Here is a 23,409-nt window from a genome sequence, read left to right on the forward strand (position 1 = left end):
GCCTTACTGGCCGAGGGTATCGAGGTTGTCCTGGATTTCGGTGCTGTAGTAGATGGAACTCACCGTCGGCAGCAGCTGGGTAATCACACGGTTCCAGCGCGAGACCGGTGCGGCGGTGACATAGACGACGTCCTGCGGCTTGAGGCCGAAGTCCGCGCCCAGAATCAGCGCCGTGGAATTGCGCGCATCCAGCTGATAGACGGTGGCCAGCTTCTCGGGGTCTTCACGATCACGACGGATGACGAAGATGCCCGACGCATCGGCGGAGTTTTCCTTGATGCCGCCGGCACGCGCGATGGCATCGGTCAGCGAGATCGGGCTTCTGCCCAGCGGCAGGCTGATGGACTTGTCCACCTCGCCCATCACGAACACCTTCTGGGTACCGACATCCGGCACGTAGAGGGTGTCGCCATCCTTGAGCAGGCGGTCATTGCCTGCCTCATCGTCGGCGCCATTGCGCTCGGCCAGCAGCTCATAGAGGGAGATGGTGGTCTCTTCGCCATTGCGCTTGAGCACCACGTTGTGCCAATCGGCGTCTTCGGACAGACCACCCGCCGCCGCGATGGCGTCCAGCAGGCTCAGCGGCACATCGCTGATCGGTTGCACGCCGGGAGACTGCACCTCGCCGGTGATCCGCACCTTCTGGCTGCGGAAGGCGGCGACCTTGACGTCGATCTGCGGCGCGTTGAGATAGGGCTGCAGCTTCTCGCCGAGATCACGGCGAATCTGGTCCAGCGTCATGCCACTGACCTTGACGCGACCGACATAGGGATAGAACAGCGTGCCATCGGCGTGCACGACGTTGCCGGCTTCCTGCGCACTGCGCTCGGAACCCGTCGGCAAGGTCAGCTCGGGATGGTCATAGACGATGATGGTCAGGATGTCGCCGGGGCCGACACGGTACTGATAGTCCGGTGCCAGGCTGGCGCGCGTGCTGCTGTTGAGCTCCTGGGCCAGCGCCTTTTCAAGCTCACGACGCTGCCTGTCATCGCCACTGGACTGGCGTGATTCGGCGTCTGCGCGCGCCTGGGCCTTGATCAGGCCAAAGGTGATCGGTTCCACATCGACGATGTCGTCCACCGGCGCAGCGCTGGTGTCGTAGTCGATGTTGCCACCGGGGGCGAAGACGCACCCGGCGAGCCCGGTGAGGGCGCCGATGCTCAAGCTGGCGCCCAGAAGTCGTGCTATCAGTGCATTTTTCATCTGAAGTCCGTTGAGTCGACAGGCCCGATGACCCGGCACCCCAGTGCCATGATCATCGCGCCTTCCCCCGCCGCACATGGCCGCCGGGATGGATTCGATAACGTCTTCAGCTCCTGCTGCGTCATGCGTGTCGCCGGCCTTGCCTGGCTGTCACGCGGCTGCCGAGGGTGGGCCCTCGTGCATTTAGGTACCGGACCCTGGCGGTCTCGGCGTCTTGCGACTGGCGTTTTGCGACTGGCTGCTGCGACTTCATTCACGCTGCGCCAGTGTGATCCGCAACGCTTACAGCGATATTTCCGCCATATGAATCATGCACATGGCTTGTCATATCCCGCCGTCATCCCCAGTCAGAATGTAGGCGCATCGCTCAAGATGTACGAAACACGACCCTGAACCGCAACCGACGATGCTCAGACGGCAGGTGCATTCAATGTGCTTTCCACTTGCGGCTCTGACACCACTCTCTGCATGGCAGCCTTCATGCCACTTTTGCTGTCATTTGGGCAATATCTTCAGCGCCATTACAGAGCAAACTTTCTGTAGTTTTTTTACCGAAATGCGGCACACCTCTTTCGACCACAGCCCACGACTCATGGAGCTGCCAGAGGATCTGCCGATGAATCAGTAATGCCAATGCCGTGGCATCGCCGTGCATTGGATCACGCCTTTCGTGGCGTTTTAGCCAAGGTGACCAAACCCTGTCTGCCGTGCATTTTACCTGATACACGCCTCCCGCCAATCAGCGCTCTGTTACAAAAATCCAATAAAAACATTGGTTTGTAGCGCCGCAAGTACGCTCGATGTCGCCACTTCCACGAAAGACGCGTTGCCGATGGCAGACACCCCAAGCCCCATTTCGTCGGCAATGCGACACACTCAAGCGCAGGATTCCAGTCGCCACGCGGACCCCGTCTGGCGTAGCGCCCGGTGGAACATCGACAGTCACGTCGCCAATCATCCACACCCCAATTACTCTTTTTTACATAAATAATCCTCAAGCGATCAACGCGAATAATACGCAAGGCTTCACGCTAGACAGTTCACATATTCTCGTTAACATGAGCCTCGCTTTGCCACGACTCATCGGCTTTGTGTCTGTGCGGAGAAGGACTTCCTGCATCAACCGCTCAGCGGCTGACACCTGACAGGACTGTCAGGCGCAGACAGCAAGGCGCAACGATGAATTTCGGCAAGCGCATGACCAGGGAATACGGTCATGACAGGAACACCTCAGGACGAGGTCGCGCCACGGAGGATGCCAGGGATGGTGTCAGGGACGGCGCTCTTCTCCTCTATCGATATCTTCAGCAGCAGGTTGGATGATCGCCAGCATCTGCTGGCAGCCTCGACGCCGATGCCTCAGCCCTTGAGTCATCACGTCGTGGTCTGACATCCCTCCCTGGTCGGCTGACCGCCGACAATGCTCATCAAGGAGAGTTATCCATGCGCAAGACACATCTCGGAGCCATCATCGGCCTGACAGGTGCCCTGCTTCTCGCTGGCAATGCCATCGCGGAAGAAGAAGCGCCTCAGGGTGCGACCGGCACGACTGGGACTACCGGCAGCACTGGTACGACTGGGACTACTGGGACTACTGGCACTACCGGCACCACTGGTACGACCGGCACCACTGGGACTACCGGAACTACCGGCACGACCGGGCCGACCGGCACCACTGGGACCACTGGCACTACCGGCACTGTGCCGACAGGTAGCGCAGCCGGCACCGGCACTGCCAGCCAGAATGCCACCGGCAGCGTGACGCCGAGCGCCAGCAGCGGCAGCGTCGCTGCAGGTGCGGCCACCGGCACCGTCGGCGGCGGCACTGGCACCACCGGTACCACCGGGACAACCGGCACCACTGGTTCAACCGGGACTCGCTGATGAAGACGGCACGTATGACGCAACGCTTCACGTTCTCAAGCCCTGCGCGGGGCACGGCGGCTACCTCGGTGGTCTCCCGTGCTCTGCGCAGCAGGTCGCTGGCGGCATTCGGCACCCTCGCGTGTCTGGTGTCGCTTTCCGGCTGTGCCCAGATCGTCTCGAGTTCGCTCGGTGACGTGATGGGCAAGGACGAGTTTGACGCCACACGTGCCAGCGAGCTGCCCTATGCCTCTCTCAAGCTGAAGCATGCCAACAGCACCGCGCTGGTGGTTCTGGCGACGCTGGAAGGCAATGGGCGCATCGCGCGTTTCGAGAGTCGCGACCGCGGCATCCTCGAATTGCGCGATGGCGTCCTGTCCGCCACTTCAGGCTTTGCGCGTGATGTGGCAGACAGGCGTGAGCAAAGTACTACCGGGCGCGCTCTGGCGCGTCCGGCCTGGTTGATGGCCAGTGGCACGACCTATCAGGTCAGTGTCAGTGCGCTGTCCCCCTACCCGCGTCGGCTGGAGCGTCAGGATGCCGCCTCCACCGGCAGCCAGCGCCAGGACGACGTCGCCGTGATGCAGGTACACGAGGCCACGGCGCGACTCGAATGCGAGACCGCCGCCCCCTATTCGCTGCCGCTGGCAGAACTGCCGCTGCAGCACTGCCGCGAGATTCTGAGCTGGGACGACGGCAGCACCACGCGCAATGACCTGTGGCGCGACGAGAATCGCGTCTGGGCGGCCGACATGACGGCCTGGCCCGATGGCCCGCGGTTCGGTTGGGAGGTCGCCAAGGCATGGTGATCCCCGTCTTCTCATCGCTGGCCCGTCTGTCATCACTGGCCCGTCTGTCATCACTGGCCCGCCTGTCATCACTGGCCCGCCTGCCATCGCTGGCCCGCCTGAACAGCGCCGCCCTCCTGCTGCCACTCGGGCTGAGCGCACTGCTGGCCGCGCCCCTGGCGAGCGCCGATGACACCCCGCTGCCGTTCAGCGCCGCGAGCACGCCGCTGGCCAGTCAGGTGCTGCAGGCGCAATGGGATGACCTGGCGCCATCCAAAGCGCTGGATTGGCGCTACAGCTTCGTCAGCACGCCGCTGATTCGCCAGCAGATGGCAGCGCGGGCCAACCGCGTCAGCGCCGAGCTCGAACTGATCGCGGCGCGCTACGCCGTCGGCGCGAAGGACGAAAGCCCTCAGGCGCGTTACGCCGAGGCATTGCAGGCCTGGCAGGCCTATGTCGAGCAGGGCCGCGCGCCGGACACTGACGCCGTGGTGGCACGCCTGCCCGGTCAACTCGACCCGCGCCGCGACATGCGCGATGGCCCGCAGGCGATCCGCATCGCCCCGGGCATGGTGGTCGGGGCCTGCCAGGCGCCGCGCAGCGTGGTGATTCTGGACGCCACCGGCGTTCACGAGCGCAAGTGGACGCCGAATCTCAGTCTGGACGCGCTGATCGACGAGCGCGCCGCTGCCGGCGGTATCGGGCCAGCCGTCGAGGTCAGTCTGGTGACGCCGCAGGGCCAGGTGCTGACCCGCCCGGTGGCGAGCTGGAATCGTCTGACCAGCGGCGACGCCGACCTGCCCGTTGCCCCCGGCGCCAGCGTGGTGATCAGCACGCCGGGCATCGACACCGCGCAGCAGTGGGTGAACGAGGCGCTACCGGCCTGGCTTGCCAGCCGCCTGCCGGGCCATGCCTGCCAGAGCTGGCAGCTGGACGCCGCGGAGCTACCGACCTCATGACACCCCCGCGCTAGCCGTCGAGGATGCCCCGGCGCAGCACACTGCGCCTGACCGCGAACCCAATCCCTTATTCACGTACGTGAGCCGCTGGCTTGCGTGCATGCGAGACGCCCATGTCGAGTCCTTTTCGCCCTGCCAATCACGTTACGCACTCAAGCCCCGAGCAGCGCCCTGCCCTGGCACGCAATGGCTGGCTGGCACTCGGCATGGCGGGCGGATTGCTGGGCGCGCAGATCGCCCACGCGGCGACCGGCGAATCCCAGAGCGACTTCGGTGGCGTGGGCCTGATGCAGACGCCCACGGCGCGTTTTGCGCCCCAGGGCGAATTGAGCTTCACCTACAGCCGCACCCAGCCCTACAAGCGCTTCAGCGTCAATGCGGCGCCCTTCGACTGGATGGAGCTGGGCTTTCGCTACGTCTCGGTGGAAACCGTCAGCTATGGCGCGGCCGCCCCGGACCGCGACTACCTGGATAAATCCTTCGACACCAAGTTCCGCCTCCTGCAGGAAGGCCGCTATCAGCCCGAAGTCGCGGTGGGCCTGCGAGATCTCGGCGGTACGGGCCTGTTCAGTTCCGAGTATCTGGTCGCCAGCAAGCGCTACGGCGACCTCGACTTCAGCCTGGGCCTCGGCTGGGGCTATCTGGGCACACGTGGCGACTTCAGCAATCCGCTGGCAGTGGTGAGAAGCAGCCTCGAGACGCGCAGCGACTCGACCAGTGATGACGGCGGCGACTTCCAGCTCGGCAGCATGTTCAGCGGCAGCCCGGCCGTCTTCGGCGGCATCGAATACCAGACGCCCTGGGACCCGCTGACCCTGATGCTGGAATACGAAGGCAACGACTACTCCGACGAGCCACTGACGGTGGAGATCGAGCAGGACTCGCCGGTTAATCTGGGCGCGACCGTCAAGGTCAATGACAACCTGTCGCTGCATGGCGGCTGGGAGCGAGGCAACACCGCCATGCTGGGGCTGTCACTGTCGACCAATCTGGCCGGGCTCGCTCAGGCCAAGGACGACGGCACGCCGGAAGCGGTCGCCCCCAGCACCCACAGCCGATATCGCAACGACCAGACACCCGAGGCCTTCCGCGTGCGCTCGCTCAATGCGAACGCCTCCTCGGGCACGGCGCCCTCCGCCTCCACCGCCAGCGCCGCCAGCGCTACCCAACCGGCAGGCGTGGCGGCAGTGCCCTCAGCCCATAAAGAGCCGTCAGCCCATAAAGAGCCATCAGCGTATGAAGAGCCATCAGCTGATGCGAAAGGCACTCTGCTGACACTCGACTCGTTCGGCGGCGCACCCGCTGACTCCCCGCTCGAGCCGGGCGCGACTGATGGCCCAGAGGCAAAAGATCTCCCGCGTCTTGCCGACATCGACTGGGATGCGCTGGCCGATACCCTGCGCGCCCAGAGCGGCCTTGAGGTGTCACAGCTGCGGGTCGAGGGCGACACCCTGATCGTCGAGGCCGAGGCGACGCGCTTCCGTGATGACCTGCAGGCCGAAGGCCGTGCCAACCGCGTGCTGCACAACCGCCTGCCCGCCGAGATCACCACCTTCCGCTATCGCCTGAGCAGCAATGGTCTGGCGCTGCGCGAAGATGAGCATCCGCGCCAGCCCTTCGTGGCCGCCGCCAATGATCGTCGCTTCGGCGCCGAATACGAGCACTCCATCACCGCCCATGCCGCCTCGCCCCGTGCCACCTCGCCCGATAGCGTCGATGACGCGGCACGCCAGGCGACAGGGGATGGCGTCAAGCTGGCACGCGAGCCGTTCGGCTTCAGCTGGGGCTTCTCGCCGAGCCTCAAGCAGAACTTCGGCGGCCCCGATGGCTACCTCTATCAGCTCAACCTGCAGCTGGACGCCCTGTGGCGCACCGACCGCAATGGCTGGTTCACCGGCGTGGCGACCTATCAGCTCGCCGACAACTTCGACAGCTACGAGTACATCGCCGATTCCGAGCTGCCGCGCGTGCGTACCTACGTCGGGGAATACATCAAGGAAACCGACCTGGGCATCACCAGCCTGCAGTACAACCGCACCCACCAGTTCGGGCGCGACTGGTACGCCCAGGCCTACGGCGGCATTCTCGAGATGATGTATGCCGGGGTCGGTGCCGAGCTGCTCTATCGCCCGATGAACAGCTCGCTGGCACTGGGGCTGGACATTAACCGCGTCCGCCAGCGCGAGTTCGACCAGCAATTCGGTCTGCGTGACTACTCGGTCACCACCGGTCACGCCACCGCCTACTGGCAGTCCGGCTGGCACGATGTGCTGGTCAAGGGCTCGGTGGGGCGCTATCTGGCCGGCGATGTCGGTGCGACGCTGGACCTGTCGCGCAGCTTCTCCAACGGGGTCAGCGTCGGCGCCTGGGCGACCCTGACCGATGCCGGCGATGACTACGGCGAGGGTAGCTTCGACAAGGGCCTCTACGTCAGCATCCCGCTGGATGCCTTCTTCACGACATCGAGCAAGGGCAGCACCGGCTTTGCCTGGGCACCGCTGACCCGCGATGGTGGCGCACGCCTCAACCGCCGCTATCAGCTGTATGACATGACGCGCGATCGTGATCCCGAGACTTACTGGGAAGGCATCGACAAGGTCTACAAGTAATCCGTGCGTGAGTGTGTTTCACTGCCGGCTGAAGCGTGCCGATGTTGGCGCCTGACTCACTGTGGCTGACCCTGACCCGATGAATATTCCGATTACCGACGTCTCGCCGGCCACTGCCGGCGCTGCGACACCTGCCAATCACGAGATCGCCTGCAGCAACTGCCAGGCCTGCTGCTGCCGGCTTGAGGTCATCCTGCTCACCGATACCGGCGTGCCGGACTACCTGATCGACGAGGATGAATGGGGCGGCGAAGTCATGCGCCGCCTCGACGATGGCTGGTGTGCCGCCGTCGACCGCGAGACGCTGATGTGCACCATCTACGATCGGCGCCCGCAGCTGTGCCGCGATTACGAGATGGGCAGCCCCGAATGCGAAGACGAGCGTCTGGAAAACGGCCTGGATCAGTAGGCCGCCTGCCAGCGCTCGTCCTGGTTGTTTCTCCCAAACACCCTGCCTGAGAGCGCCCTGCCTGGCCTGCGATCAGGCAGTGGCATCCGGCAGCGACGGGGCCTTCTCTTCAAGACTTGGCCCGGGTGCCGTGCGCATGGCGCGCATATGCCCCTTCACCTCTACCTCGCGATGCCAGCTCAGCGCCTGCTCCAGACAATGTGGCGTATGGCCGCCACGCTGGCACGCCTCCTCGAAGTAGGCGCGCAGCGCAGGGCGATAGCTCGGGTCCGAGCAGTTCTCGATCACCTGCACCGCCCGCTCGCGTGGCGCCAGACCGCGCAGATCCGCCAGCCCATGCTCGGTGACCAGGATATCGACATCGTGCTCGGTGTGGTCCACGTGGCTGGCGAACGGCACTACGCTCGAGATATCACCGCCCTTGGCCAGTGACTTGGTGATGAACACCGACAGCTGGGCATTGCGCGCGAAATCGCCGGAACCGCCGATGCCATTCATCATCCGCGTGCCGCAGACGTGGGTGGAATTGACGTTGCCATAGATGTCGAATTCCAGCGCTGTATTGACCGCGATCACCCCGAGGCGCCGCACGATGCCCGGATGATTGGACAGTTCCTGCGGGCGCAGGATCAGGCGGTCACGATAGCGCTCGAGGTCCTTCCACAGCGTGCGGCCACGCTCCTCGGTGACCGTGATGGAGGAGCCGGAGGCGAAATCGAGCTTGCCGGCATCCAGCAGATCGAAGGTGGAATCCTGCAGCACCTCCGAGTACATGGTCATGTGCTCGAAGGGCCCTTCCTTCAAGCCACTCATCACCGCGTTGGCCATGCTGCCGATGCCCGCCTGCAGCGGCAGCAATGCCGGTGTCAGACGCCCCAGCGCGACTTCCTGCTTGAGCAGTTCGACCAGATGGCCCGCCATGCGCTGGGTGCCGTCGTCCGGCGGCGTGCAGGTCGAGGGGCTGTCACTGCCGCGGGTCAGCACGATGGCGGCGATTCTGGCGGGATCCATCGGGATATACGGCGTGCCGATGCGCGAATCCGGCGCGACCACCGGAATCGGCTGGCGGCTGGGGCGCATCTGCGGGATGTAGATGTCGTGCAGCCCTTCAAGCGCCGCCGGCGACTCGAGATTGAGCTCGATGATCACCTTGTCGGCGAGAATCGCATAGCTGGCCGAGTTGCCCACCGAGGTGGTCGGCACGATGCCGCCATCGGCAGTGATGGCGCTGGCCTCGATCACCGCGATGTCCATGTCGCTCAGCTGGTGATTGCGCAACAGCTCCACCGTCTCGGACAGGTGCTGGTCCATGAACATGACTTCGCCGGCATTGATGGCGCGGCGCAGCACCGGGTCGACCTGAAACGGCATGCGCCGCGCCAGCATGTGGGCATCCGCCATCTGGCCGTCGAGGTCATTGCCCAGCGAGGCACCGGTCATCAGCGTGATGGAGAACGGCTCGCGGCGCGCCTTCTCGACCAGCGCCAGCGGCAGAGCCTTGGCCTCCCCCGCCCGCGTGAAGCCACTCATGCCCACCGTCATGCCCTCGTGAATCAGTTCGGCAGCCTGGCTGGCGCTCATCTGGCGCGACTGCCAGTCAGGCCAGCGGCAGCGGCGCGCGACCTCGGCGTGCTGCTCCGGGGTCAGCTCGCCGACCTCCATACGCGCCAGCAACGAGAAGACCTCGCTTGATGCAGCTGATGCGGCAGGCGCGGCTGATGCCTCGGGAGATGGGGAGGCTGCGGAGACTGACGGAGCATGAGGCGTGACACTGGAGCGAGAACCGGATGAAGACACGACGGCAGAACCTCCTGATGGGCAAGACACCACGAAATGAGCAAACAAGGCGCTGGCAAGACGCTGACCAGACCCAGCATAGCCAAGCCTGAAATAGCCTGGTCTGTAATAGCCAGGTCTGTAATCACCAGGCGCTGGCTTTCAGCATCCCACGCAGTACGCCGCCCCCGCATCAGGCCTTGGTCGCAAGGCAGCGGCAGCGGCTGGAACCAGGTGGTGCACAAAGGGCGACGCCTCGCGCGGCGCAGATGGCGACGGTGAGACACGAAAAAGCCCGCTCATGAGGAGCGGGCTTTCGGGAGGCGCAGATGATGACGCGAGGCGTTACACCATGCTGTCGAAGTCCATGTTGTCGAAGCTTTCCGGCGCATCGGCGTAGCCGTAGAGCGTGTTGCGACGCTGCAGGCGGAATTCGCCCAGCAGCTGCTCGTAGCGACGCGGCACCTCGGCATTGTCACGCGTGACGATGTAGAGGTTCTCGTAGACGGCTTCGGTCAGCGGCATCTCGCGCACCTGACGCTGCCACGGCGAGGTTTCCAGCACCGTGCGCGAGACGACGGTGAAGCCCAGACCACGCGCCACGGCGTCCAGCACCATGCCGATATCGTTGGTGAAGCCCTGCTGCGGGAAGTGGCTCATGGAGCGGAATTCGCCGGCGAAGTTCTCACGCAACAAGGCACTGGCATTGTTGACGCCATCGGCGTAATTCATGAAGCCCAGCGCCATCAGCTCGTTGAGGCTGTTGCCGGCGAAATCGGCGGGCACCACCAGGCACAGCGGCTCCTGATGCCACAGCTCGAAGTTCAGGTCCGGATGCTTGACCGGCTCGGTGACGATGCCCAGGTCGAAGCGACCCGCCAGCACGTCCTGCACGATCTCGGAATTGAAGGCGAAGCTGTAGCTGACCGTCAGCCCCGGATGCTGCTGCTGATAGCCCAGCGTGAACGGGTAGAACATCAGCCCGACGCTTGAGGGGCTGGCCACGCGACATTCGCCGCTGTCCGGGGAGTCATCATCCAGCGAGTGCATGAACTGGGTGTGCTCGGCGAACAGCTTGATGGAGTAGTCATAGCAGCGACGCCCCGCTGCGGTCAGCGAGAACTTGCGTCCCTGGCGATTGAGCAGCGAGCGGCCCAGATACTGCTCCAGCTTGCGAATATGCTGGCTGACGCCGGGCTGGGTCATCTCCAGCTTGCGCGCGGTATGGGTAAAGCTGCCGGTCTCCACCAGTGTGATGAAGGTACGAAAATACTGGGCGTTGAACATGAAGGCACTGACCACTCACGAACGGGGGACGCGACTCGGCGCATCGTGTTGCCGGCGACGACCTGCATGACGCAACTGCCATGTCTGCACAGGTGCCACCGACCCGCAAAGCACATGATTCTACCAGAGCTGGCCGCCATGCGCAGCGCTGCGCCCCGCCACTCTCGCGTGTTAGCATCATGGACAATGCCAGCTGCCACCTTGGCTGCGTCTGCCGTGTTCAACGCCACGGCGACGCGCCAGGGCCCGGCGCTTTACCCCTGTCCTGGCCAATCTTCGGACTGGCCCGAAACACGAGATGCTCTAGATGTCTGATGCTCTGGCTGCACGCGGCGAAGCCATTCACAAGGCGCTGCTCGCCATGGAAAGCGACTGTGCCGAAAATGACCTGTTCCCGCTGGGGTACATGATCCCCCAGGTGGAACTGGTGCTGGAAAACGCCGATTACGATCCCGAGGATGTGGTCGCGGAAGACTTTGACGCCACCTTTGAAGAGTGGATGCAGCACGCCTTTGCCCAGGACAGCATGAGCGTGGACGACCGCGAGCGCATTGCTGAACTCTGGGCAGAAGCCCGGAAACGCGCCCAGACCACCGTGGGCGCCTGACACAAGGAAGACAGTCATGAATTCTGTCACCAGCGAAGCGACGACCTATTCACGTGATGCCAGCTCCATGCTGGTCTCGACCATCATCTCGCCGGAAGGCAGCCTGGAAGTGCTCTCCCAGGATGAGGTCAATCGCCTGCGCGATACCTCCTCCAACGGCTTGCATGACATCCTGCGCCGCTGTGCGCTGGCCGTGCTCAACTGCGGCAGCCAGACCGATGACAGCGTCGCGGTGCTCAACGCACACAAGAATTTCGAGATCGAGGTACTGCAGCAGGACCGCGGCATTCGCCTCAAGCTCGACAATGCGCCCGGCGATGCCTTCGTCGACGGCAAGATGATCCGCGGCATTCGCGAGCATCTCTCCAGCGTGTTGCGTGACATCGTCTATGTGGCCAACGAGATCCAGAACACCCCGCGTTTCGATCTCACGACCACCGAAGGCACCACCAATGCGGTGTTCCATATCCTGCGCAACGCCGGGGCACTGAAGTCCTCGCGTGAGCCGAGTCTGGTCACCTGCTGGGGCGGGCACTCCATCAACCGCGAGGAATACGAGTACACCAAGGACGTGGGTTACCACCTCGGCCTGCGTGACCTCGACATCTGCACCGGGTGTGGCCCGGGCGCCATGAAGGGCCCGATGAAGGGCGCCAACGTCGCGCACGCCAAGCAGCGTCGCACGGAGGGTCGCTATCTGGGCATCTCGGAACCGGGCATCATCGCCGCCGAATCGCCCAACCCGATCGTCAATGAACTGATCATCATGCCGGACATCGAGAAGCGCCTTGAAGCCTTCGTGCGCACCGCACATGGCATCATCGTCTTCCCGGGCGGCGTGGGCACCGCCGAAGAGATTCTCTATCTGCTCGGCATTCTGCTGCACCCGGAAAACAGCGAGCTGCCGTTCCCGGTCATCTTCACCGGCCCGGCGTCCAGCGCCGAGTACTTCAAGCAGATCGACGAGTTCATCGCCTACACCCTGGGCGAGGAAGCGCGCTCGCGCTACACCATCATCATCGACAACCCGGTCGAGGTGGCACGCACCATGCGCGGTGGCATCGACGAGGTGGCGGAATTCCGTCGCCAGCATCAGGATGCCTTCTACTACAACTGGCGCCTGCATATCGCCCCGCACTTCCAGCAGCCCTTCGCGCCGACCCATGCCAACATGTCGGGCCTGGCACTGCACCGCAACCAGCCGGTGCATGAACTGGCGGCCAACCTGCGTCGTGCCTTCTCGGGCATCGTCGCCGGCAACGTCAAGAAGGAAGGCATCGAGGAGATCGAGCGCGACGGCCCCTTCCGCCTGACCGCCGAAGCCGAGCTGATGGAGCGTCTCGACGCCCTGCTCACCTCCTTCGTCGCCCAGGGCCGCATGAAGTTGCCGGGCAGCGATTACGTGCCCTGCTACACCCTGTGCAAGTAAGTGGCCCGGTGATGGCACGCTGAGGCGTGTCGTCACCTCATCAGCCATCACAAGAACGCCCCGATCATCGCTGATCGGGGCGTTCTTGTTTAAAGGGATGATCTTGCTGACAGCATCTCATGAGCCGCAAGAATCGAGGCTCAGCCTTCCTCACCACGGCGGCGCTGCATCCACATGCTGATCACATGCGCCAGCAGGCCCAGCGTCAGGCCATCGACCAGCACCTCAAGCGCGCCTTCCTGGGGACGGTTGAGCATCGGCGCGGCAAAGTTGAACGCTGCCATCGCCGCCAGCCCCACCACCAGCCAGACCAGCAGGCGACGCATCATCGTCGGCACCTTGGCCTTGGCGGTGTCTGACAGCTGGCGATAGATATAGATGCCCAGCGCGCTGACGGCGACGGCAAAGCCGACGATCAGCATCAGACGCGTATTCTCGCCGCTGATCAGGAAACGCGGAATATTGGCGACCATTACCACCGCCAGACCCGCCAGCACGGAGACGCGCTGCGGCGTCAGGTTGCGGGCACGCGGATGATCAGGATTCAGTTTCGGCATGTGAAGCAGTCTCGATGAAAGAACGGACAACAGAAGAAGCAGGCGGCGGGTCAGCCCACCGCCGCAGGATCAGGCCGTGGCCGGCAGGGTCGGAATCCAGCTCTCGACCCACGGCAGCGCCGCGTCGTCGGCCATGAAGGTTTCCATGGCGTCGATCTCGAGACGCTCGCCGTGGCGCGTGGCACCCAGGTCGGCCAGACGCTCATCCAGATGGCGCCCCGCGCCACAGTAGGTCTCGCCGTAGGAGCTGTCGCCCAGGGCAATCAGACCATAACGCAGCCAATCCAGCGCCGGGGACTCGGCAGACAGCGCATTGAGGAAGCCGGTCAGATTGCCCGGCACATCACCACTGCCGGTGGTGGAGGTGACGAACAGCGCCAGATCAGGGCGCGCATCAGTCAGGTCGGCCAGTGTCGGCTGGTCGAGCACCTCGACCGTATAGCCGGCCTGCTCGAACAACGGCTGAACCTGCTCGGCCACATCCAGTGAACCGCCATACATCGTGCCGACAAAAATCTTCAGAAGCGCCATGCATCCTTCCTTATTCGAACGATCACCCGCCAGTGGCGGGAACGTGAGTGCAGTGCGAAGAGTCGCGCAGACGCTCTCCGACATTTGGTCGCGATGGTAGCACAGCGCGCCTGCGGGACGCAGGCAGCAGGCGGGCCTGGACTGATGAATCGATAGCACAGCGCGCCTGCGAGACGCAGGCAGCAGGCGGGCCTGGCCCGATGAATCGGTAGCACAGCGTGGCCGCGCGACGCAGCCAGCAGGAGCTGGCAGCCCTCCTTCTGAGCACCCCAGAAACGAAAACAGCGCCACCGTGAAGAACACGATGGCGCTGCGAGGGTCTTGCCAGTGAAGCATCCTGCGTTGCGAGCCTGGATCACGATCGCTGGCGATGAATCCCTGTCAGGTGCGAACTTGCGGGTTCAGAGCCTTCTGATCAGAAGCGGTACGCCACTGACAGACGCACGTCACGCCCCGGACTGGTGATGGCGCCCGTCGTGATGCCACGTGCGCTGTTGGGTTCCAGGAAGTAGGTGTTCTGGTCGGTATATTCCTTGTCGAACAGGTTGTAGATACCGGCAGTCAGAGTCAGGTCCTGCATGTCACGCGGCACCCAGCTGGCGTAGACATCGTGCGTGGCGTAACCGGCGCGCTCGCTCTGATCATCCGGCAGGTCGGTGAGGCGCTCGTAGGCGGTCACGGTCCAGCCGATCGTCATCTGCGGGTCAACGAAGGTGTAGCGGTTGTCCAGGCTCCAGCGATCACCGGTCTGGTTGCCCAGGCCCATGTCGTCGACCACGGTCTCGCCCTGGTTGTCTTCCAGGTCCATGGTCAGGTAGCCCAGCGTCATGTCCCAGCCGCCGATGCCGTAGGTGGCACGCGCCTCGACACCCTTGCTGGTGACGATGCCTTCCATGTTGTAGATGGTGGTTTCGCTGCCGACGGTCTCATCGGTGATGTAGTTGTCGAAGTGGGTATCGAAGTAGGTGACTTCCAGGCCAGCGCGGTCACGCTGGGTGAGGAGGTCATTGCCCTTCCAGCGCGCGCCGACTTCGGTGCTGCGCGAGGTCTCGGCCTCGAGACCCGGTTCGACGGTCAGCGTCTCGCCGACACCGACGCCATCGTCGGCCAGGATGGCTTCACGGCCCTTGTTGCCGCGCACTGCCGTGGAGTAGCCGGTGAACAGCTCGACACCGCCGCCGACACGCCAGTTGAGGCTCGCGTTCGGGCTGACATCGGTGTCATCCAGCGTCTCGCCATTGGCGTATTCGGTCTTGTAGTCATCAACACGCGCGCCGAAGGACAGGTCCACCGCGCCCAGCGTCATGCGGTGCTGGGCGTAGAGCGCGAGGTTGCGGGCCTTCTCGTCGAAGCTGCCGGTGCTGGATTCGTCGTAGACGTAATCGCTACCCAGCGTCAGACGGTTGTTCATGTCCTCGGGACCGAAACGGAAGGTGTTGTTCAGGTCGCCGCCGTAACTCTCGACATCGGCGTTCAGCTCAGCGCCGGTGGAGACAGTGGTGCGATCCAGCTCGGTCCTGGTGTGGAAGACGTTGGTGTGCACGTCCACCAGACGCGAGCCCGGCTCATAGTCATAGTTGGCGGTATAGGTGTCGCGGCTCAGCTCGGTGTCGACCTTCACGTTGTTGAACGGCTGACATTCCATGTTGGGACGCGTGCAGTAGATGCCGCTGTCCTCGTTGTGCTCGGCACTGATGCGCAGGCTGTGCGCGCCCTGGTCGAGCAGGCTGAACTTGCCGAAGTAGCTGCGCTGATGGCCGCCGGTACCTTCCTCTTCATCACCGCCGCCGGTGCGGTAGTCATCGCTGTTGCGTGCGCTGGTCGAGAACAGCAGGCCCGCGTTCGGCGCGACTTCACCGTAGACGGACAGCGTGCCCTTGACGGCATCTGCTGCGGACTCGGTGCTGCCCTTGACCATGCCGCCGAAGGTCTCACCCGGCTCGAGCAGGTCCTGGGCATCCTTGGTGACGAACTTGATGCTGCCGCCCAGGGCGTTGGGGCCATTGTCGGCGGCGCCCGGTCCGGCCTGGACTTCGGCGCGCTTGAGCAGTTCCGGCTCGATGTTGAAGCTGGAGCTGTGGTGGAACAGGTAGCCGTTCTGGCTGGCACCATCGACGCTGATGTTGAGGTTGGTGTCTTCCAGACCGCGCACGTAGATCATCTCGGATGAGGCGGTGGTGCCGCCGACGGTGACGGACGGCGTATCACGGAACACATCCTTGAGATCATGCGCCTGATGCAGCGCGATCTCTTCGCTATCGATGACCGCGGTCGCGTTGAGGCGATCGTCCTCGATCTGCAGCGTGTCCATCTGCAGCGTCTCTGCATGGGCAGTACTGGCACACAGCAGCGCAATGGCTGCCACCAGCGGACGCGGAGTGAAAGCAGCGGCGCGGGAAGCGCTGGCTGCCACGCACGGAGAGAGGCGATCGGTCATGAGCGGAGGGTTCCCAAGATTAATAATAATAATGATTCTCTTTGCGAACGAGATAATGCACGCGTTTGCACATTTGCGTCATCAACACTTCCTGCAACGCCGCTCTGCAACTTCTGCAATCAGGCCGCGTCATTTCTCGCCTCTTGCAGCGCCGGATTGTGCCTCAACTGCCAGAAATGGCCCGATTTGCACACTTTTTCACCCGTGCAGCCACCAAATTCACTTTTTTATCACCTGTCTGTCATCAGATACGGAACCATCGCCAGCCACTGACGTCTTAGCCGACATGCCTCGACAAGTGCCTGGCCCACGCAAATTTCTCGCTTCACGGCAGAGTTTCATCCTGCGGAGATCGGATTTGCGCAATGCATGCGACTTTAGATGCAACACTACGAGCAGAGTGATATAGTTAGCGTGCTCAGATTAAGGGTGCTTGCTGTCACGCCACGGCAGTGCCCTGTCATGGCTTCGGCCCTGAGGATATCTGCAGCAGATGCAAGACCTGTCGCCGCGCGCTGAGGTGCTCGGCTGGCAGTGACGGTTGTTGATCGATGAGCGCGTCTTTGCCCGGGGGCATCCCCCTGCGGCCTGAGGGGCACGGTCATCGACAGGCAATCCGTTGTGCAGCGACTGGCGCTGCAACGGGCCCGTTTGGCCCGTACAAGGTGGGTGTTTCCCTGACGGCGCACCCCGACCCTCTGAACAACCGGACCTATTCGATGAGCGATATCGACGCCTACAACACCTTCCTGATGGTCGCAGACCTCGGCAGCCTGTCCCGCGCAGCAGAACGTCTGCGCCTGCCCAAGTCCACCGTCAGCCGTCGCCTCGACGCCCTTGAGGGCCGTTTCGGCACTCGCCTGGTCGAGCGTGGTCATCGTGGCATTCGCCTGTCAGAAGCCGGCGAGACCCTTTACCGTTACGCACGCTCGATGGCCAATCTCGATGATGAAGCGCACCGCGCCATCGAAGACCGCCAGTCAGACCTCACCGGTACCATCCGTATCCACGCCACGCCGTCGCTGGGTCGTCACTTCCTGGGTCACGCGCTGACCAGCTTCCTGTCGGAACACGAAGGCGTCGATATCAAGCTGAAGCTGTGGCACAACGGTCGCGAGATTCTCGAGAATCAGCCGCACCTGGTGATCGGCTTCCCGCATCTGGCCGGCAGTACCCACGTCTTCCGCCCGCTGACCCACTGGCATCAGGCGGCCTACGCGGCCTCTCACGTCGAGAACCCGGAAGAACTGCCGTGGGGCGAGCTGGAACCGCTGGTGTCCGGTACCTCCCTCTCGCGTCACCCGGAAGATCCTCGCCCGAATCACATCCAGTCAGATGACCTCGAAGTCCTCACCGACTACGTGGCCGATGGCCTGATTCGCGCCGTGCTGCCGACCGACTGGGTCAACACCCTCAGCGAGCGCAACGGCCAGTCCTTCAAGCGTCTGGAATGCAGCGAGATCCCGCCGGTCGAGATCGGCATGCTGCTGCCGCGTGGCCCGATCCCGACCCGCGTGCGCATGCTCGCCGACTGGCTCGCCCGTGAAATCGGCAAGTCAGAACCGGAGCGCGTCACCGCCAAGGCCGCCCGCCGCACCGTCAGCGAAGCCGCTACCACTGCCGGTTGATGGCAGTATTGCAACGCTGGCTCTCACCCTCGCGGTGACATGTATCAGCGCGGCACGCAGCAAAAAGGCCAGCCCTCAGGGGCTGGCCTTTTGCGTTCTGGCTTGTCATGTTTAGCATGTACTGAATCAACGACAGGCAGGGCTTCTCATGTGGCAACGCGACACCCTCACTCTCTCCGCCCGCAAGCGCGGCTTTCACCTCATCAGTGACGAGGTGGAGCAGGCATTGGCCGAAATGCCGCCGGTCAGTGTCGGCCTGCTACATGTGCAACTGCTGCACACCTCCGCCTCGCTGACCCTCAACGAGAACGCCGACCCCGACGTGCGCCACGACATGGATGCCTTCCTGCGCCGCCTGGTGCCCGGCAACCTGCCCTACTTCCGCCACACACTGGAAGGCGATGACGACATGCCCGCCCACGTGCTCGCCAGCCTGCTCGGCACTCAGCTCACGCTACCTGTCGAAGCCCGCCGCGGCGTCAACCGCCTCGCTCTCGGCACCTGGCAAGGTATCTGGCTTGGCGAACACCGCGACCACGGCGGCAGCCGCAGGTTATGTCTGACGCTGAGTGGCTCTTGATCCTAAGAGGTTATGACACCCACATAATGATTAGAAAACAAGTTAGTACTAACTAAACATTGTGGATAAAATTAAATTATATTTAATCAAGCACATTAAACATGTATTTTTCTGCAACATATTTAGCCGAATTATCAATATAGGGGAATAAGGTACTATCATTGATATTCAAAGCATCCAACTCTTTCAATATTGCTTTTTTATTAGACACAGTAATTCTTGTAACCTTTATTTCAGATGTACCATTTTCATTAAAAATTGCATCCAAGCCAAACAAAAGAAACGCACCAGATTGAAACATTATTCTATCATTACTTCGCTTGCCTTTCACACATATTACTTTACGCAAGTCTTCAGGAACTATTTTAGCATCAAAAAACGGCTTTTCGCCCCTAATAAGGTGCACTAGACGACTAATAGGAGCTTGTGAATTAAAATCCTCCACGTCAAAGGATATTTTATCCTTATCCGTTTGCGGCAAACGCGCAAGGTTAGCTATACAACTTGCGACATCTGAGTCAAAATACTTGACAACGTCCCGATCCATCGAGAAGATAATAACTTCACCCACATCAACCTTTGATTCCTTACAGGCAAAATATAAAGCTACCAACGGATTAGATGTTATATCTAACAGTCTGGTTGGTAGAGAATAATGCTGCATTCTAACGAGGCTATCTAATGTCGATTCGTCCGATTGAAAGTCAGCAGAGTTTGATACAAGCAACTCACGGTATAGAACATGCTCATTATCTTTATAAAGATAATTACCACTTTTATCCTTCCTGAACAAAGATGGCTCTATTCTATAATCTTTTTTATTTGAATGACCTCTGTAAAACACTTCTGTACCTATAGCTTGCTCTAATCCAAGCACCTTGCCAATAAATCCTTGCACTGTAGTAACTCTAGGATTTACTGCTTGATGAAACACAGGTTTATTAAGTTTATCCTTTTTCATTAAACCATCAGCTTCCATCAAGCCTGCATCGCTTAACCTTTCAAACAAGTCCTCTTCTTTAACAGCCCAATGCGTCCTATTCATCTCCCAGTCACGAATATCAAGAAGATCGGCTATTTTCTTAAGTTCAGAAAAATTAATAGAATTTACATTATTCAACACCTCAAATTCTATAAATAATTCCCGCCCGCGCTCTTTAATATTTTTTATATAACCAACTTTAGACTCTAATTTTCGGTTTTCATAAGTGTAGGGTGCCGGATGATCGGATTTCACAACGAAGCTATCCTTTGTTAGCCTCTCGTGAGCTCATCAAGCAATTGATTCAGGAAAAGCTTCATGGACATCAAGCTGCATAAGCAAGCGACGACGACACCGAAAATCCGTGCCGACATCCAAGCAGCTCCCTCCAGCATGACGAACAAAGATCTCGCTCGTCAGTTCGGGGTCAGCGTCTCAACTATACAGCGCTGGCGCTATCGTGATGATGTCCTGGATCGTTCCCACACACGTCATAACCTACTCGCGACTCTGACCTCAGAACAGGAAGAGATCGTCATCGCCGCACGTGAACTGCTTCGCCTGGGGCTCGATGATCTACTTGTCGTTGCTCGGGAATTCCTGAACCCCAATCTGTCGCGTTCCGCACTTCAGCGCATGCTCAAACGACGTGATGTGCCGACTCTCGCCAAGTTGGCGCGTCAAGATGCGAAGGAGGACGAGAAGCCCAAGCATCGGCCTTTCAAGGATTATGAGCCCGGGTATGTGCACATTGATATCAAGCACCTGCCCCAAATGCCTGACGAAGATCAGAAGCGTTATCTCTACGTCGCGATTGATCGTGCCACTCGGTGGGTGTATCTGGAGGTCAGATCAAGTCAATCTGCAAAGGATGCCCAGGCGTTCATGAAGCGTGTGGAAGAGGAGGCTCCCTTCACGATTCGAACCGTGCTCACGGACAACGGTAAATCCTTTACCGATCGCTTTACCGTGGGTGGCGAACGTAAGCCCAGTGGAAATCATCTTTTCGATCAGGAATGTCAGCACCATGGCATTGAGCATCGATTGATCAGGCCAGGCAGACCCCAAACGAACGGGATGGTGGAGCGCTTCAATGGGCGTATCAGCGATGTTCTGGCGACTCGGCGTTATGACTCAAGTGAGGATTTAGAACAGACACTCGAGCGTTATTGCTGGCTCTATAACCACCACATTCCTCAGAAGGCACTACACCACAAAGCGCCTATAGCAGCAATGAAGGAGTGGCAGGTCGAACGACCGGAGCTGTTTACGCAAGCTGTAGTCAATCAGACGGAACCCGACACATAAGAAAACAGACAAGGGTAACTTTTTAGGTTATCAATACTAACTTCATTTAGCTCCTTGAAAGCCAATGAGATGGCATCATTAGTGTATTCAAGAAAACGGCTTCTATCATAGGCAAAACTACCTTTATCCCAAGCACCGTCAACAGATGCTACTAAAAAATTATACATTACATGCCCCCTTTAGCAGCAAAGTAAAAACATCCCCAGTAATCATAAAAAACTAAAAAAGAGGTGTTTCACTCCTAGAATGCTCGTTTTATTTTGTGCTCATCCCATGTTTCGAGTACAAATAAAGCTATAGTATGTGCAGAGTTGATAGCTAGTCTCGCATGCCGTGGCTTTAAGTTATATGTCTTGCGACCTTCTCCATGTGCAGAGCTTGCGTGTGTTCGCAATGATCCAACGCCATCAACCACTGAAAAGACGCCTGATAAAATCTTTTTGAGGTCAGCATCTTGAATAAGACCTGGCTCAAACCCAAGGTTAGAACGTACAACCTTCCACACATTAAATAAATCTTGCTTCTGGGGCATATCTACCCCATCGGTATCAGATATATACACCTTGAAAACCGACTCTAATATATTACAAGCCGCAGAAACAGCCTCTCTTGGCTCTGATGTTATCTTTGAAATAGCTCTATCGAACTCAGCATCTATTGATGGTATATCTCGACTTTTTATTATCTCAGAGAGAGTTTTGCTTGGCGACGCAGCACCATTAGAGATTATCCCCCCGGTATAGTATGTTAAGTTATAACGCTTTAACAGAGCTTCAATATCAAACTTAAACTTTCTTTCGGCTGCGAGATTGTTTGTATTGTCAAAGAAGCTTACTTCAGCCTCTTCATCAGGTAAATCAAGATAGCGCTGCAACAATCTCCCCAAGATAACCAGAGGGTAATCAGATTCTCTATTTATTCTCGTTAGCCATTGCCTAATCTTTACTGATTTTGTTCCCTCTGGAGGGTCTCCTGGGGCATCTGCAAGCTGAAACAAGTTATCTAAGCTATTATGTGTCACATAAACAGGCAATTCTTCCGACAAAAAACCAATAACTGGAGTTGGAATATCCTTTTCCATAATCATGCCTCTCACAAATCTAAAGAAGATACCCATCCTTCTTATAGAGTTATCAAGCACGCATGTAAACCAAAAATACATAAAGCTAATCTAATTTATCGCGTCGAGTCCTCGTCCCCTACCGTGCCACCCATCGGGTCGATGGCTTTGCTGGAGGGGTATTTGTAGGAGGCGAAGCGCACGGCGAGTACCGAGAGGGCGAGGAAGAAGATGCCGCCACAGAGGTAGAGCAGGCCGATATCGGGGGCCTTGTGGTGGGAGACATCGCCGATGAGGTAGCGCGTCAGCGCGGTGATGGCGATGTAGAGCAGAAAGCGTATCGGCAGGTGGTTGGTCTTGAAGTAGATACCGACCATCGCGCCGAGTTCGAGATAGATGAACAGCAGCAGGATGTCATCGACGCTGGCCGAGCCCTTGGCGAACATCTCGAAGAAGGCCGATACCGAGGCGATGGCAATCGCGCCGCCGATGGCGAACAGGCCGAGATAGTGAAAGCCTTCGACCAGGAAGTTGCCGATCGAGTTGGCTTGCTTGTGCATGCGCTCCCGATGCATGTCTAACCTGTTCATGCCGCGTGTCCTCAGACAGAGATGATGGGAAAGAGACTGCAATATCGGTGCCGCGGTCATGATGAAGGCAAGTTTGGGCCACCGAGCCCGCGCAGGCGCTGCCCTACCAGCCGAGCGTCTGCTTGACGAAGGGAATGGTCAGCTTGCGCTGGGCGGAGAGCGAGGCGTTGTCGAGTTCGCTCATCGCCGCGAACAGGCCCGGCAGGCTGCGCGGCCCGCGATGCAGAATGTAGCGGGCGACTTCGTCGGGCAGTGCAAGACCGTGGTCACGTGCACGCAATTTGAGCGCTTCGAGGCGCTGGGCGTCATCCAGCCCCGAGAGGTGGAAGGTGACGCCCCAGGAGAGCCGCGAGGCGAGATCCGGCAGGATGACGGGCAGCAGACGCGGTGCGCAGCTGGCGCTGACCAGCAGATGCCGCCCGCCGTCGCGCAGGCGGTTGTAGAGGTGGAACAGCGCCTCTTCCCAGCGCTGGCGACCGATCACCACATCTAGGTCATCGATGGCGACCAGGTCCATCTCATCCAGCCCTTCGAGCATGTGCGGCGGGAAGTGGCCCAGCTCATTGAGCGGCAGATAGAAGGCACGCTTGCCCTGCTCGCCCGCCAGATGACAGGCCGCCTGCAACAGGTGGCTACGTCCACTCTGCTCGCCGCCCCACAGATAGACGAAGGGCTCCCCGCCGTCGGCAAGCTGCCCCTTGAGGGCCTCCGCCAGCGAGGTCGAGGTGAAGTGGTAGTTGTCGAAGGTCGCGGCGTCACGTACCCCGACGCCGAGTGCCATCTGTCCCTGAGTCATTGCCATCCGT

21 protein-coding genes are annotated in these 23,409 nt (G+C 60.4%); 10 read left to right on the forward strand and 11 right to left on the reverse strand.

All coding sequences use genetic code 11. The features are described 5' to 3' along the window. Nucleotides 1-3: 3 nt before the first annotated feature. Nucleotides 4-1,203, reverse strand: a complete 1,200-nt coding sequence (locus U0O11_RS11670) for a polysaccharide export protein (protein WP_324690177.1) — start codon at nt 1,201-1,203, stop codon at nt 4-6. A 478-nt stretch (nt 1,204-1,681) separates the two neighbouring features. Further along, on the reverse strand, nt 1,682-1,858 hold the full coding sequence (locus U0O11_RS11675; RefSeq protein WP_324690179.1) for a hypothetical protein: 177 nt from the start codon (nt 1,856-1,858) through the stop codon (nt 1,682-1,684). Between the two features lie 788 nt (nt 1,859-2,646). Here U0O11_RS11675 and U0O11_RS11680 point away from each other — a divergent pair. The 5 genes from U0O11_RS11680 (at nt 2,647) to U0O11_RS11700 (ending at nt 7,831) form a co-directional block, all read left to right on the forward strand. Continuing rightward, entirely contained in the window at nt 2,647-3,087 is a 441-nt protein-coding gene (locus U0O11_RS11680; protein WP_324690181.1) for a hypothetical protein, read from the forward strand. Next, nucleotides 3,087-3,875, forward strand: coding sequence for a YjbF family lipoprotein (locus U0O11_RS11685; RefSeq protein ID WP_324690182.1), 789 nt, complete (start codon nt 3,087-3,089; stop codon nt 3,873-3,875). The genes U0O11_RS11680 and U0O11_RS11685 overlap by 1 nt, the downstream gene beginning before the upstream one ends. Then, nucleotides 3,869-4,813 carry a hypothetical protein gene (locus tag U0O11_RS11690; protein WP_324690183.1) on the forward strand — a complete coding sequence of 315 codons (945 nt, stop codon included), beginning with the start codon at nt 3,869-3,871 and terminating at the stop codon, nt 4,811-4,813. Before U0O11_RS11685 ends, U0O11_RS11690 begins: the two co-directional genes overlap by 7 nt. Nucleotides 4,814-4,926: 113 nt before the next feature. Then, nucleotides 4,927-7,422 carry a YjbH domain-containing protein gene (locus tag U0O11_RS11695; protein ID WP_324690185.1) on the forward strand — a complete coding sequence of 832 codons (2,496 nt, stop codon included), beginning with the start codon at nt 4,927-4,929 and terminating at the stop codon, nt 7,420-7,422. 79 nt (nt 7,423-7,501) lie between these two features. Further along, nucleotides 7,502-7,831, forward strand: a complete 330-nt coding sequence (locus U0O11_RS11700) for a YkgJ family cysteine cluster protein (RefSeq protein ID WP_054556269.1) — start codon at nt 7,502-7,504, stop codon at nt 7,829-7,831. A gap of 72 nt (nt 7,832-7,903) precedes the next feature. Here U0O11_RS11700 and U0O11_RS11705 read toward each other — a convergent pair whose 3' ends face one another. Both U0O11_RS11705 and U0O11_RS11710 read right to left on the reverse strand, forming a co-directional pair. After that, nucleotides 7,904-9,505: an acetyl-CoA hydrolase/transferase family protein gene (locus U0O11_RS11705; protein ID WP_442872629.1), complete on the reverse strand. Its 1,602-nt coding sequence runs from the start codon at nt 9,503-9,505 to the stop codon at nt 7,904-7,906. A 447-nt stretch (nt 9,506-9,952) separates the two neighbouring features. After that, nucleotides 9,953-10,894: a LysR family transcriptional regulator gene (locus U0O11_RS11710; RefSeq protein ID WP_043334148.1), complete on the reverse strand. Its 942-nt coding sequence runs from the start codon at nt 10,892-10,894 to the stop codon at nt 9,953-9,955. Between the two features lie 307 nt (nt 10,895-11,201). On the opposite strand from U0O11_RS11710, the gene U0O11_RS11715 reads away from it, so the two are divergent. Beyond that, nucleotides 11,202-11,501 carry a hypothetical protein gene (locus tag U0O11_RS11715; protein WP_043334118.1) on the forward strand — a complete coding sequence of 100 codons (300 nt, stop codon included), beginning with the start codon at nt 11,202-11,204 and terminating at the stop codon, nt 11,499-11,501. 16 nt (nt 11,502-11,517) lie between these two features. Continuing rightward, nucleotides 11,518-12,930 carry a nucleotide 5'-monophosphate nucleosidase PpnN gene (gene ppnN / locus U0O11_RS11720; RefSeq protein ID WP_277876238.1) on the forward strand — a complete coding sequence of 471 codons (1,413 nt, stop codon included), beginning with the start codon at nt 11,518-11,520 and terminating at the stop codon, nt 12,928-12,930. Nucleotides 12,931-13,070: 140 nt separating this feature from the next. Here ppnN and U0O11_RS11725 read toward each other — a convergent pair whose 3' ends face one another. From U0O11_RS11725 to U0O11_RS11735, 3 genes are all read right to left on the reverse strand, one after another. Then, complete coding sequence (locus U0O11_RS11725) at nt 13,071-13,487, reverse strand: hypothetical protein (RefSeq protein ID WP_107336349.1); 417 nt, start codon at nt 13,485-13,487, stop codon at nt 13,071-13,073. 69 nt (nt 13,488-13,556) lie between these two features. Continuing rightward, complete coding sequence (locus U0O11_RS11730; RefSeq protein WP_043334117.1) at nt 13,557-14,018, reverse strand: flavodoxin domain-containing protein; 462 nt, start codon at nt 14,016-14,018, stop codon at nt 13,557-13,559. A gap of 415 nt (nt 14,019-14,433) precedes the next feature. Beyond that, nucleotides 14,434-16,455, reverse strand: a complete 2,022-nt coding sequence (locus U0O11_RS11735; protein WP_324690191.1) for a TonB-dependent receptor domain-containing protein — start codon at nt 16,453-16,455, stop codon at nt 14,434-14,436. Nucleotides 16,456-17,174: 719 nt separating this feature from the next. Between U0O11_RS11735 and U0O11_RS11740 the strand changes: the two genes are divergently transcribed. Together U0O11_RS11740 and U0O11_RS11745 are read left to right on the forward strand one after the other, a co-directional pair. Next, nucleotides 17,175-18,083, forward strand: a complete 909-nt coding sequence (locus U0O11_RS11740; protein WP_043334115.1) for a LysR family transcriptional regulator — start codon at nt 17,175-17,177, stop codon at nt 18,081-18,083. Nucleotides 18,084-18,231: 148 nt separating this feature from the next. After that, entirely contained in the window at nt 18,232-18,663 is a 432-nt protein-coding gene (locus U0O11_RS11745) for a secondary thiamine-phosphate synthase enzyme YjbQ (protein WP_324690194.1), read from the forward strand. A gap of 82 nt (nt 18,664-18,745) precedes the next feature. Here the strand turns inward: U0O11_RS11745 and U0O11_RS11750 are convergent, their stop codons facing one another. After that, nucleotides 18,746-19,900, reverse strand: coding sequence for an FRG domain-containing protein (locus tag U0O11_RS11750; RefSeq protein ID WP_324690196.1), 1,155 nt, complete (start codon nt 19,898-19,900; stop codon nt 18,746-18,748). A 63-nt stretch (nt 19,901-19,963) separates the two neighbouring features. Here U0O11_RS11750 and U0O11_RS11755 point away from each other — a divergent pair, with 63 nt between their 5' ends. Further along, the gene (locus tag U0O11_RS11755; protein ID WP_324690197.1) at nt 19,964-20,953 is read left to right on the forward strand and encodes an IS481 family transposase; all 990 of its coding nucleotides are present in this window, start codon (nt 19,964-19,966) and stop codon (nt 20,951-20,953) included. A gap of 241 nt (nt 20,954-21,194) precedes the next feature. On the opposite strand, the gene U0O11_RS11760 is transcribed toward U0O11_RS11755, so the two are convergent. The 3 genes from U0O11_RS11760 to hda form a co-directional block, all read right to left on the reverse strand. After that, entirely contained in the window at nt 21,195-22,040 is an 846-nt protein-coding gene (locus tag U0O11_RS11760; protein WP_324690199.1) for an abortive infection family protein, read from the reverse strand. 89 nt (nt 22,041-22,129) lie between these two features. After that, complete coding sequence (locus U0O11_RS11765) at nt 22,130-22,603, reverse strand: phosphate-starvation-inducible protein PsiE (RefSeq protein ID WP_324690201.1); 474 nt, start codon at nt 22,601-22,603, stop codon at nt 22,130-22,132. A 103-nt stretch (nt 22,604-22,706) separates the two neighbouring features. After that, complete coding sequence (gene hda / locus U0O11_RS11770; protein WP_043334111.1) at nt 22,707-23,405, reverse strand: DnaA regulatory inactivator Hda; 699 nt, start codon at nt 23,403-23,405, stop codon at nt 22,707-22,709. Nucleotides 23,406-23,409 lie beyond the last annotated feature (4 nt).

The organism is Cobetia sp. D5 (genome assembly GCF_035666195.1).
Lineage (GTDB): Bacteria > Pseudomonadota > Gammaproteobacteria > Pseudomonadales > Halomonadaceae > Cobetia > Cobetia amphilecti.

What these genes read in the sequence shown, in the direction of transcription:
- U0O11_RS11670 (WP_324690177.1), bottom strand. Translation starts at nt 1,203, where the DNA reads ATGAAAAATGCACTGATAGCACGACTTCTGGGCGCCAGCTTGAGCATC.
- U0O11_RS11685 (WP_324690182.1), top strand. Translation starts at nt 3,087, where the DNA reads ATGAAGACGGCACGTATGACGCAACGCTTCACGTTCTCAAGCCCTGCG.
- U0O11_RS11735 (WP_324690191.1), bottom strand. Translation starts at nt 16,455, where the DNA reads ATGACCGATCGCCTCTCTCCGTGCGTGGCAGCCAGCGCTTCCCGCGCC.
- U0O11_RS11690 (WP_324690183.1), top strand. Translation starts at nt 3,869, where the DNA reads ATGGTGATCCCCGTCTTCTCATCGCTGGCCCGTCTGTCATCACTGGCC.
- U0O11_RS11695 (WP_324690185.1), top strand. Translation starts at nt 4,927, where the DNA reads ATGTCGAGTCCTTTTCGCCCTGCCAATCACGTTACGCACTCAAGCCCC.
- U0O11_RS11745 (WP_324690194.1), top strand. Translation starts at nt 18,232, where the DNA reads ATGTGGCAACGCGACACCCTCACTCTCTCCGCCCGCAAGCGCGGCTTT.
- U0O11_RS11730 (WP_043334117.1), bottom strand. Translation starts at nt 14,018, where the DNA reads ATGGCGCTTCTGAAGATTTTTGTCGGCACGATGTATGGCGGTTCACTG.
- hda (WP_043334111.1), bottom strand. Translation starts at nt 23,405, where the DNA reads ATGGCAATGACTCAGGGACAGATGGCACTCGGCGTCGGGGTACGTGAC.
- U0O11_RS11675 (WP_324690179.1), bottom strand. Translation starts at nt 1,858, where the DNA reads ATGCACGGCGATGCCACGGCATTGGCATTACTGATTCATCGGCAGATC.
- U0O11_RS11700 (WP_054556269.1), top strand. Translation starts at nt 7,502, where the DNA reads ATGAATATTCCGATTACCGACGTCTCGCCGGCCACTGCCGGCGCTGCG.
- U0O11_RS11740 (WP_043334115.1), top strand. Translation starts at nt 17,175, where the DNA reads ATGAGCGATATCGACGCCTACAACACCTTCCTGATGGTCGCAGACCTC.
- ppnN (WP_277876238.1), top strand. Translation starts at nt 11,518, where the DNA reads ATGAATTCTGTCACCAGCGAAGCGACGACCTATTCACGTGATGCCAGC.
- U0O11_RS11755 (WP_324690197.1), top strand. Translation starts at nt 19,964, where the DNA reads ATGGACATCAAGCTGCATAAGCAAGCGACGACGACACCGAAAATCCGT.
- U0O11_RS11710 (WP_043334148.1), bottom strand. Translation starts at nt 10,894, where the DNA reads ATGTTCAACGCCCAGTATTTTCGTACCTTCATCACACTGGTGGAGACC.
- U0O11_RS11765 (WP_324690201.1), bottom strand. Translation starts at nt 22,603, where the DNA reads ATGAACAGGTTAGACATGCATCGGGAGCGCATGCACAAGCAAGCCAAC.
- U0O11_RS11715 (WP_043334118.1), top strand. Translation starts at nt 11,202, where the DNA reads ATGTCTGATGCTCTGGCTGCACGCGGCGAAGCCATTCACAAGGCGCTG.
- U0O11_RS11680 (WP_324690181.1), top strand. Translation starts at nt 2,647, where the DNA reads ATGCGCAAGACACATCTCGGAGCCATCATCGGCCTGACAGGTGCCCTG.
- U0O11_RS11725 (WP_107336349.1), bottom strand. Translation starts at nt 13,487, where the DNA reads ATGCCGAAACTGAATCCTGATCATCCGCGTGCCCGCAACCTGACGCCG.
- U0O11_RS11760 (WP_324690199.1), bottom strand. Translation starts at nt 22,040, where the DNA reads ATGATTATGGAAAAGGATATTCCAACTCCAGTTATTGGTTTTTTGTCG.